Origin of the sequence: Kribbella sp. NPDC023972 (assembly GCF_040639075.1) — a bacterium.
GTDB lineage: Bacteria > Actinomycetota > Actinomycetes > Propionibacteriales > Kribbellaceae > Kribbella.
Map to the genome: position 1 here is coordinate 536,322 of NZ_JBEZZH010000006.1, position 9,662 is coordinate 545,983.

8 protein-coding genes are annotated in these 9,662 nt (G+C 68.9%); 4 read left to right on the forward strand and 4 right to left on the reverse strand.

The features are described 5' to 3' along the window. Positions 1-18: 18 nt before the first annotated feature. Together thrS and AB0F43_RS26010 are read right to left on the reverse strand one after the other, a co-directional pair. Entirely contained in the window at positions 19-1,278 is a 1,260-nt protein-coding gene (gene thrS / locus AB0F43_RS26005; protein WP_360481920.1) for a threonine--tRNA ligase, read from the reverse strand. A gap of 208 nt (positions 1,279-1,486) precedes the next feature. After that, a complete protein-coding gene (locus tag AB0F43_RS26010; RefSeq protein WP_360481923.1) occupies positions 1,487-2,323 on the reverse strand; it encodes an acyl-CoA thioesterase II in 837 nt (278 codons plus the stop codon). A 168-nt stretch (positions 2,324-2,491) separates the two neighbouring features. On the opposite strand from AB0F43_RS26010, the gene AB0F43_RS26015 reads away from it, so the two are divergent. Next, positions 2,492-2,935, forward strand: coding sequence for a DoxX family protein (locus tag AB0F43_RS26015; RefSeq protein ID WP_360481926.1), 444 nt, complete (start codon positions 2,492-2,494; stop codon positions 2,933-2,935). 76 nt (positions 2,936-3,011) lie between these two features. Here the strand turns inward: AB0F43_RS26015 and AB0F43_RS26020 are convergent, their stop codons facing one another. Then, positions 3,012-3,926 (reverse strand): PAC2 family protein, encoded by a 915-nt coding sequence (locus AB0F43_RS26020; RefSeq protein WP_360481929.1) that lies wholly within the window; start codon positions 3,924-3,926, stop codon positions 3,012-3,014. Positions 3,927-4,098: 172 nt separating this feature from the next. Between AB0F43_RS26020 and AB0F43_RS26025 the strand changes: the two genes are divergently transcribed. From AB0F43_RS26025 to AB0F43_RS26035, 3 genes are read left to right on the forward strand one after another with little or no spacing between them, the layout of a single operon-like run. Then, on the forward strand, positions 4,099-5,115 hold the full coding sequence (locus AB0F43_RS26025; RefSeq protein ID WP_360481932.1) for a hydroxyacid dehydrogenase: 1,017 nt from the start codon (positions 4,099-4,101) through the stop codon (positions 5,113-5,115). Further along, positions 5,112-7,019 carry a DUF2264 domain-containing protein gene (locus AB0F43_RS26030; protein WP_360481934.1) on the forward strand — a complete coding sequence of 636 codons (1,908 nt, stop codon included), beginning with the start codon at positions 5,112-5,114 and terminating at the stop codon, positions 7,017-7,019. Before AB0F43_RS26025 ends, AB0F43_RS26030 begins: the two co-directional genes overlap by 4 nt. 51 nt (positions 7,020-7,070) lie before the next feature. Continuing rightward, on the forward strand, positions 7,071-7,601 hold the full coding sequence (locus AB0F43_RS26035) for a ferritin (RefSeq protein ID WP_360481937.1): 531 nt from the start codon (positions 7,071-7,073) through the stop codon (positions 7,599-7,601). A gap of 132 nt (positions 7,602-7,733) precedes the next feature. Here AB0F43_RS26035 and AB0F43_RS26040 read toward each other — a convergent pair whose 3' ends face one another. Next, complete coding sequence (locus tag AB0F43_RS26040; RefSeq protein ID WP_360481940.1) at positions 7,734-9,617, reverse strand: DUF2207 domain-containing protein; 1,884 nt, start codon at positions 9,615-9,617, stop codon at positions 7,734-7,736. Positions 9,618-9,662 lie beyond the last annotated feature (45 nt).

Sequence of the window (9,662 nt, forward strand, 5' to 3'; positions counted from 1 at the left end):
CTCAGGCGGCCGGCACGCTCAGCTCGCCGCCGCGACTCCAGGTGCGATGGCCTGGCGGTTCGCCAACACGTCCACCTCGGCCCGAATCCGGTCCAGCGCAGCCCCAACCGCCTCGGCCTCGCGCTGACGGCCGTTGCGCTCGCGGATCGCCAACTCGCCGGCGGCAGCCTCCCGCGCACCGATGACCGCCTGGTACGGCGCCAGCCGGTTCTCGCGGATGCGGGCACCGAGACTCCCCTCGTCCGCATGCGCGACCTCGACCCGCAGACCACGGTCCGACGCTCGGCGGGCGACCTCGACGGCGAGCTTCTCCTCGTCGTCGGAGATCGGCAGTACGACGAGTTGCACCGGGGCGAGCCAGGCCGGGAACGCGCCGCCGTGCACCTCGATCAGCTGGGCCATGGCTCGCTCGATACTGCCGACGATCGCGCGATGCACCATCACCGGGCGATGCTTGTTGCCGTCGGCACCGATGTACTCGAGACCGAACCGCTCCGGCTGGTGGAAGTCGATCTGCACGGTCGACAGGCTGAACTCACGGCCGGCCGAGTCGGCCACCTGGATGTCGATCTTCGGCCCGTAGAACGCGGCGTCGCCCGGCGATTCCTCGTACTCCATGCCTGCGTTGTCCAGCACCTCACGCAGGAGTCCGGCGGCGTGCGCCCAGCTGGCGGCGTCACCGACGTACTTGCTCGAAGGATCGCCGAACGATGCGTCCTCGGAGGGCAGCGCCAGGACGTAGCGTGACGCACTGATGCCCAGGTCCTGGTAGGCCTGGTTGATCAGGCCGAGCGCGTTGGCGGCTTCCTCCGCGACCTGGTCGAGGCGGCAGAAGATGTGGGCGTCGTTGAGCTGCATCGCGCGGACCCGGCTCAGGCCACCGATCGCACCGGACAGCTCGGCCCGGTACTGCCCACCGAGCTCAGAGAATCGCAGCGGAAGCTCGCGGTAGCTGTGTGAGCGGGAGCGGTACATCAGGGCGTGGTGCGGGCAGATGCTCGGCCGCAGGACGAGCTGCTCGCCGCCCATGTCCATCGGCGGATACATGTCGTCGCTGTACTTCGCCCAGTGGCCGGAGATCTCGTACAGCTCGCGCTTGCCGAGAACCGGCGAATAGACCTGCTGGTACCCGGCTCTTCGCTCCACCCCGGCGATGTAGCTCTCCAAGGCGTGGCGAACCGCGGCCCCCGCGGGCAACCAGTAGGGCAGGCCCGCTCCGATCAGCGGATCCGAGTCGAACAAACCGAGCTCCCGCCCGATCTTGCGATGGTCGTACATGGTGTGGCTCCTCCAGTGGATGGGGCGAGAAACCACCGAGCACGACAAAGCCCCGGGGCACTCGCCCCGGGGCTTTGTCGACAGTCAGGTGTCAGCGCGCCGGGACGTACTCCGGCGTCGTCGTCACTACCGCGCGCTGCAACATGTCTCCACGGTATCAGAGCCGCAGTCCCCGAAGTGGTGATTTGCCAAGCAGCCGGCCGAGCGCTCAGTCGAGATCGAGGCCGACGGGGCGGATCAGGCCCTCCTGGGCCACGGAGGCGATCAGGTGGCCGTCTTCGGTGAAGAGGCGGCCGGTTGAGAAGCCTCGGGCAGCGGAGGCGGACGGGGACGCCTGGTCGTAGAGCAGCCACTCGTCGGCGCGGAACGGGCGGTGGAACCAGAGGGCGTGGTCCAGGGAGGCGGGCTGGATCCGGCGGTCGCCGATGACGATGCCGTGCGGCAACAAGCTTGCCCCGAGCAACGTCAGGTCGCTGGCGTAGGCCAGAACGCACGCGTGTAAGGCGGGATCGTCCGATAGCTTGCCTGCGGCCCTTATCCAGAACTGGCGTCCACTGACACCGGCCAGGCGTACGTCGAGTGCCGCCCACTCCTTGGCCCAGTCGGCGGCCTTGCGACCGGACCGCGCCTCCAGGACGCTCGCGAGAGTCGGTGCATCGTCGGGTGCGACCAGGTCGTCCGGCATCGGGTCCTGGTGGTCCAGGCCGGACTCCGGCCGCTGGAAGGACGCCGACATGTAGAAGATCGGCTTGCCGTTCTGCGATGCGACCACGCGCCGGCTGCTGAACGAACCGCCGTCCCGGGTCGGCTCCGGCCGGTAGATGATCGGCACGGACGTGTCGCCGCCGCGCAGGAAGTACCCGTGCAGCGAGTGCACGATGCGCTCCGGCTCGACGGTCCGGCTCGCGGCGGCCAGTGCCTGCCCGAGCACCTGCCCGCCGAACACCCGTTGCATCGAGGTCTGCGGCTGCCGTCCGCGGAACAGGTCGACGTCGATCATCTCGAGGTCGAGCAGCTCGACCAGATCCTCCAGCGACTCAGGCATGCCTCATCCTGACAGGTCCAGCGGGTACGACGCCGCGCGATCGGTCCCGGCGGACGACGTAGCGGCTGTGGTTCCGGTCACTTGTGCTCTTTCGGTGAGCTTTCGGTGGCGTTCGGTAGGCTATGGTTGAACACTCAATCATTAATCGTCTGTTTGAGGAGAACCTCTGTGAGCCAGACCCGCACTGCCGCCGCCCGCGATCTCGTCCTGCTGCTCTCGAGGATCGGGCTGGGAGTCGTCTTCATCGCGCACGGCTGGCAGAAGTTCCAGACCAACGGCCTCGACCGCACCGCCGCCGGCTTCGAGCAGATGGGTGTGCCGGCGCCGACGCTGTCCGCGTACTACGCGACAGCTATCGAACTGCTCGGTGGTGTCGCCCTGATCCTCGGCGTGCTGACTCCGGTGGTCGGCGTACTGCTGGCACTCGACATGGTCGGCGCGCTGGCATTCGTCCACCTGTCGAACGGCATCTTCGTCGCGAACGGCGGCTGGGAACTGGTCGGCGTACTCGGTCTGCTGTCGCTGACCCTCGCGGTCGTCGGCGCCGGCCGGGTCAGCCTGGACAACATCTTCAGCCGCTCCTCCTCCGGCCGGGCCAAAGTCGCGGCCTGACGCAGGAACTGGGGGCCTTGGACAAGGTATTGCTTGTCCAAGGCCCCCAGTTGGTGTTCAAGGGCCCGACGTGGGTCTAGTTGTCGTCCTCGCGGTTGAGTTCGGCGAGGAACTGCTCGACCTCGGCGCCCAGCTCCTCGGCTGACGGGGTGGAGCCCGCCAGCAGGCTGCCGCGGCTGACCGAACCGGCGGCCGCGTCGTACTGCGTCTCTAGCGCGTTCACCACCGCGGTCGCGTCCTCCGACGCCTCGACCTGCTCGTCGACCAGCCGGCCGGTGACGGCGGCCTCGTCGAGCAGGGCCTTGCTAGGGAGCAGCAGGCCGGTCGCCGCCGAGATCGCGTGCACCAGCGCCAGGGCGGCGCCCGGGAAACGGTTCTCGGCCAGGTAGTGCGGCACGTGAACCGCGAAGCCCATCGCATCCTTGCCGGCCTCACCCAGCCGGACCTGCAGCATCGTCCCGGCGCTCGCGGGCAGCCGCATCTCGCCGTCCCAGATGTTCGACCGGGTGACCAGCTCGGGCCGCGTCGCGTGGGCGGTGAGGCCGAGCGGGCGGGTGTGCGGGACACCCATCGGGATGCCGTGGACGCCGATCGTGAGGGTCACGTTGTACCGGTCGATCAGCTGCCGGACCGCACCGGCGAACCGGTTCCAGTGGTTGTCCGGCTCGACGCCTTCGAGCAGCAGGAACTCGACACCCGCGTCGTCCTTCAGCAGGTGCAGGGTCAGGTGCGGCGGGGTGTAGTCGATGAACCGGTCCTCGGCGAATGTCACCTCGGGCCGCCGGGCCCGATAGTCGTGCAACAGGTCGACGTCGAACCGCGCGAGCACCCGGCTTTCCAGCACCTCGAGCAGGTGGTCGGCCGTCACCCGGCCCGCCTGTCCCGCGTCCATGAATCCGTCCAGCGAATGCACCAGCACCTTCGGCGTCGCCGCCGGGCCGGTGGCCACCGACTCGTCGACGATCTCGTAGAGGTCGTCCGGTCGCAGCATCGTCGTCTCCTTCAGTGTGGCCAACAGGGCGGTAGGCCCTTCCATCCTGCCCTTCTCCGGTGAGAACGCCCGACCCCGGGCCCACATTCCGGCCACCGGGATCTTTCAGGTTCTTTTCAAATTTCGCGCTAACGGAAGACAGCTTTGGAAAGCGCTTGCTAGGTTGGCTGGTGTGAGCAGCGAACCAGACTCCGCCCTGACCGTGATGCTGGCCATGAACGACGCCAGTCGGGCTCGCGTCCTCGTTCCCCGGGTCCGGGCCCGGCTGGAGGCGACCGCGAACGTGCTCCCGGTTGGTCCGGGCAGGACCTTCCTCGACGACCCGGAGATTCTGGCCGCGCTGCCGGGTGTCGAGGTACTCCTCACCGGGTGGGGGTGCCCGCGGATCAGCCCGGAGGTGCTGGAAGCGGCGCCGAAGCTGCGGGCGATCCTGCACGCGGCCGGTTCGGTGAAGGCGATCGTCGCCCCGGAGGCGTTCGACCGCGGCATCCAGGTGTCGTCGGCGGCACATGCCAACGCGTTGCCGGTGGCCGAGTTCACCGTCGCGGCCGTCGTACTGGCCGGCAAGCGAGCGTTCCGGCTCGCGGCGCACTACCGGACCGAGCGGAAGAAGGCGGATCCACACGGCATGCCGGGCAGTTACGGCACGACGGTCGGTCTGCTCGGGGCCTCGCGGATCGGCCGGATGGTCGCCGAGCGCCTGCGGGACTTCGACCTGCACGTGCTGATCAGCGATCCGTACCTGACTGAGGCCGAGGCGGCTGCACTCGGCGCCGACCTGGTCAGCAACGACGAACTGTTCAGCCGCAGCGACATCCTCAGCGTGCACGCGCCCCTGCTTCCGGAGACCACTGGTCTCGTGGACGCGCGCCTGCTGGGGCTGTTGCGGGACGGTTCGGTTCTGATCAACACCGCCCGCGGCAAGATCATCGACGCGGCCGCGCTCGAGCGGGAATGCGTGTCGGGTCGGATCGACGCCGTACTCGACGTGACCGATCCGGAGCCGTTGCCGCCGGACTCCCCACTGCTCGACCTCCCGAACGTCTTCATCACCCCGCACGTAGCCGGTGCCGTCGGCAACGAGATCGCCCGGCTCGGCGAACTCGCGGTCAGTGAACTGGAGCGCCTCACCGCCGGCCAGCCGCTGCAGCACGCCATCAGCCCTACCGACCTGGGGAGAATCGCATGACCCGCCTCGTCCTTCCTGATACCGATCGTGTGTTGTCCCGCCAGACTGGGTGGAGTCGGGCGCACTGGGAGGCGCTGGCTGACCACCTGCTGGAGTCGCTGGTGCCGTATTTCTCGCCTGGTGCGTCACTGGTCGCATTGCCTGGTCGGCCGAGTCGGTCCGGTACGGCGTCCGATCAGTTGGAAGGGTTCGCGCGGTCGTTCATGCTGGCGGGGTTCCGGATCGCCGGTGTGCAGGGCAAGGGCTGTGAGCAGTTGATCGAGCGGTACGCGCGTGGCGTGGCGAACGGAGCGAATCCGGACCACCCCGAGGCGTGGCTGCGGTTGACCCCGCGCTCGCAGCAGATGGTCGAGGCCGCCGCGATCGCGGTCGCACTGCACGAGACGCGCGAGTGGATCTGGGACCGGCTCGACACGCGGGCGCAGGAGCACGTGGCGGAATGGCTCGGCGGGTTCATCGGGTCGACCACGCACGACAACAACTGGCGGCTGTTCCAGGTCGTGAGTGAGCAGTTCCTCGCCTCGGTCGGAGCGCCGTACTCGCAGGAAGACATCGACGGCGGGCTTGATCGGATCGAGGACTGGTACGTCGGTGACGGCTGGTACTCCGACGGGGACGGGCAGAACTTCGACAACTACATCGGCTGGGCCATGCACCTCTACCCGGGGTTGTGGACGCGGATGGCGACTGCCACGCCGGGGGCGGCGTACGAGGACCGGCTGAAGGTCTACCGCGAGCGGCTCCGGCTGTTCCTGGAGGACGCGGTGCATCTGGTCGGGAACGACGGCGCACCGGTGTACCAGGGCCGCTCACTGACCTACCGGATGGCTGCGGCCACGCCGTACTGGATGGGCGCGTTGCTGGACGCCACTCCCCTGTCGCCCGGGCAGACGCGCCGGCTGTGCTCCGGGATCGCGCGGCACTTCGTGCAGCACGGTGTGCCGGATGAGCGTGGCCTGCTGACGCTGGGGTGGTACGACACGTTCCTGCCGACGACACAGCTGTACTCCGGGCCTGGCTCGCCGTACTGGGCGTCGAAGGGGTTCATCGGGCTCGTGTTGCCGCCGGATCACCCGGTGTGGAGCGACCCGGAGGACTCGGTGCCGCTGGACGAGGCGGATCAGATACGGGCGATGCCCGCGCCGGGGTGGATCGTGCATGCGAGCCGCCACGACCAGGTGGTGCAGTTGGTCAACCATGGCGCCGACCACGCGCCGTTGGCCGAGCCGGAGGGAGTGGAGCCGGAGGGCGATCCGCACTACAACCGGTTGGCGTACGCGAACCACGCGGGTCCGGAGCTGTCCGACCACGCGCCGCGGATCGACAACCTGATCTCGCTGGTCGACGCGGACGGACGGTCGAGCTCGCGCGGGCGGATCCGGCGGATCTCGGTCGGCACGCGTACGGCGTCGTCCTGGCACAAGGCGTGGCTGGGATCGGACGGGCCGTGGCGGATCGAGACGGCGTCGGTCGTGCACGCCGGCTGGGAGATCCGGTGTGCGCTGGTCGAGGGCCCGGCCGGTGCGATGGTGCGCAGCGGCGGGTTCGCGGTCGCCGGCGAGTCCTTGCCTGTGGCAACCGCCGGCCATCGGTCGGCGTCCGCGCGCAACGACGACGGGCTGCTGTCGGCGGTGGTCGGACTGCATGGGTACGACGAAGCCGGAGTGCATCGCGGACTGGGTGCGAACGCCTTCGGTGCGCACTCGGCGACGCCGTACCTCACTGCTCCGCACAACGGCGATCCGCTCGTGCTGGTGAGCGCCGTACTGCTGACCAGAGACGCGCTCCGGCCCGAAGCGCTTGCCGAAGGCATCGATGTCGCGGTGGACGGGACGACGGTCCGGATCAGCCTGCCCGGCGGTGGTGACGAGGTGGTCGAACTGGGATCGAATCGAGCGGGTTAGGCCAGGCTCTCCAACGGTGAGAAATCCGGAGGCCGCCACTAGATTGGCGGCATGAGCACGTACGAGAAGCTTCTGCAAGAACAGATCCGCAACGAATTCACGGCGTCACAGCAGTATGTGGCAGTGGCTGTCTGGTTCGACGACCAGGATCTTCCGCAGCTGGCGTCACACTTCTACACGCAGGCCCTCGAAGAGCGCAACCACGCGATGATGATGGTCCAGTACCTGCTGGACAACGACATCCGGCCGCACATCCCGGGCGTCGGCGAGGTCAAGTCCGAATTCAAGTCCGCGCTGGAGCCGCTGGAGCTGGCGCTGCAGCAGGAGATCACCGTCACCAAGCAGGTCGAGACGCTGGCCCGGACGGCGCGGGACGAGAGCGACTACATCGGCGAGCAGTTCATGCAGTGGTTCCTCAAGGAGCAGGTCGAGGAGGTCGCCGCGATGAAAACCCTCGTCAACGTGGCGAAGCGCGCTGGTGACAACCTGTTCCACCTCGAGGACTTCCTGGCGCGTGAAGGTGCCGGGGACGGCGATGCGTCAGACCCGACCGCTCCGGCCATCGCGGGCGGCAAGGTCTGAGTCTCAGCTCCTGTATGTGCCCATGCGGCCGACCCGGTCGCCGCGGGTTGCTGCCCGCGGCGACCGGAAGTCGTTTCGCCGAGCCGATCTCCCCGGGAGCTGGCGTGCGCGCGGCACGGTTCGTGGGCGCGATTACCAGGAGCCGCCGCCTCCGCCGCCTCCGCCGCCGCCGGAGGAGCCGCCGCTGAAGCCGGAGGAGGAGCCGCCGCCGCTGCCGGAGTTGGCGGGGGCGGGTGGGGGGTCGAAGGTGTGGGCGACGGTTGAGCTGAGGGCTCCCGCGGTCCAGCCGGAGCTGTAGTACGACGGGCCCGAGTACCAGTACGGGTCCGGGGTGATCCGGCCGGCTGCCACCAGTTGGGCACAGATCTTCTGCCAGCGGTCGGCCAGGCCGAAGGTGATCGCCCAGGGCAGGTACTTGCTGAAGATGTCTTCGCCCTCCTCGAACCGCAGCTGGTCCGCCTCCGCGGTCGCCAGGTACTTCCGGAACCCGATCAACTGGTCGGCCACCGCCCGGCCGGCCGGGTTCCGCTGCCCGCGTGCCCGTTTCGCGATCCAGATGCCGATGGCAACGATCACCGAGAGCACCGGCACCGCGATCACCACCGCCCGGCCCAGTCCGCCGGTCGCCGCGCTGGCGATTGTGCCCATCAGGCCGACGCCGACCACCCCGATCGCGACCATCGACAGACACGCGCACCCGGTGCCGGACTGGAGGATCGCGCCACCGCCCTGTCGCGGCATCCGCAGATACCACCCGCGCTGTTTCACCTGCTCGCGCAGCGCCGAGATCATCCCGTCGTGCGCCCGTCGCAGCGTGTGGTCGCCGACCGGCGCCCGCCGCAGCGGCACCGACGAACCCGGTTGCAGCGACGGGAACAGCCCCGCCAGCAGCATCTGCTCGTGCGGCGCCGTCGCGGCCGCCGGGTTCACCAGTACGGCGCTCTGCGAGTTCCCGCTGTTCTCGATCCGTAGGCCGCCGCACACTGCCAGTTCGATCAGGGTCGCGGCCGTCTCGGTGGTGGTCGCCTTCGCGTCGATCAGCAGACCGCCCTCGGCCACCGGTATGCGAGGCGGCGCGAACGCGACCGGGATCTGGTCCTCGGACAGGTCGTCCTTGACCGGCGACGCGGCCATACCCTCCGGCGGGAAGGTCCCCGGCGGCAGGCCGGCGAACCGCTGATCCCGGCTCCCGAGCTTCGAGTAGAGCACCGCGGCCACGATCGCGGCCAGCGACACCGCACCCGACCCGATCAACGCGGGGACGGTGAGACCTTCCCGCTCCATCCAACTCGGCGGGTCGACCACGATCGGGGTGTCGTTGCTGACCACCCCGGCCTTGATCCCGGCGACGATCGTCAACTGCTCGCCCCGCGGCAGGTCGGACGCGCCGAAGACACCGTTGCCACCGCTCACCGTCTTCTCCGGGCACTCCCGCTGCGACCCCGCCGTACCGGTGAAGCACTCGACCTCCGTGACCCCATCGGGCACGGTGACGTTGACCGTGACCCGGTTGAGTACGGCGTCCCAGCTGGAGCCGGTCGCGTCCCAGTACAGCTCGCTGTGGTCGTCGAAGTGCCGGAGCGCCCCGCGGACCTCGTACTTGATCACGTACGTCGCGTCGTACCCGCGGATCGTCTCGTTCTCGGAGCCGATCTTGATCCGCAGCACCTGGTAGCGGCCGCCGTTCGACGTGCTCGTGTCGGTGCTGAACTCGGCGGACGCCCCGGTCGGCGACGAGACCGAGATGTCCGAGACGTCGTACCGCTGGTCCTTCGAATCGTTGTCGCGGTACGGCTCCCGGGTGACGAGATCGCGGTAGATGCCGTGCCGACCGGTGCTGCCGAAGCCGTACGCGATCGTCTCGGTCACCTGCAGCACGCCGTCCGGCGTGACGGTGTAGTCGATCCGGAAGCTCTTCACCTCGTCGCCGACCGCGGCCGACGCGGGTGTCGCGAATCCGGCCAGCGCCAGTGCGGTGATGAGTAGCGTGATCGCGGTGACGAGGGCCCTTCGCATGCGGTGACAGTACCGACCGGCGGGGTCCGTCGTGCGATCACGCTG

Coding starts and splice junctions, on each gene's coding strand:
- thrS (WP_360481920.1), bottom strand. CDS start 1,278: ATGTACGACCATCGCAAGATCGGGCGGGAGCTCGGTTTGTTCGACTCG.
- AB0F43_RS26010 (WP_360481923.1), bottom strand. CDS start 2,323: ATGCCTGAGTCGCTGGAGGATCTGGTCGAGCTGCTCGACCTCGAGATG.
- AB0F43_RS26020 (WP_360481929.1), bottom strand. CDS start 3,926: ATGCTGCGACCGGACGACCTCTACGAGATCGTCGACGAGTCGGTGGCC.
- AB0F43_RS26030 (WP_360481934.1), top strand. CDS start 5,112: ATGACCCGCCTCGTCCTTCCTGATACCGATCGTGTGTTGTCCCGCCAG.
- AB0F43_RS26035 (WP_360481937.1), top strand. CDS start 7,071: ATGAGCACGTACGAGAAGCTTCTGCAAGAACAGATCCGCAACGAATTC.
- AB0F43_RS26040 (WP_360481940.1), bottom strand. CDS start 9,617: ATGCGAAGGGCCCTCGTCACCGCGATCACGCTACTCATCACCGCACTG.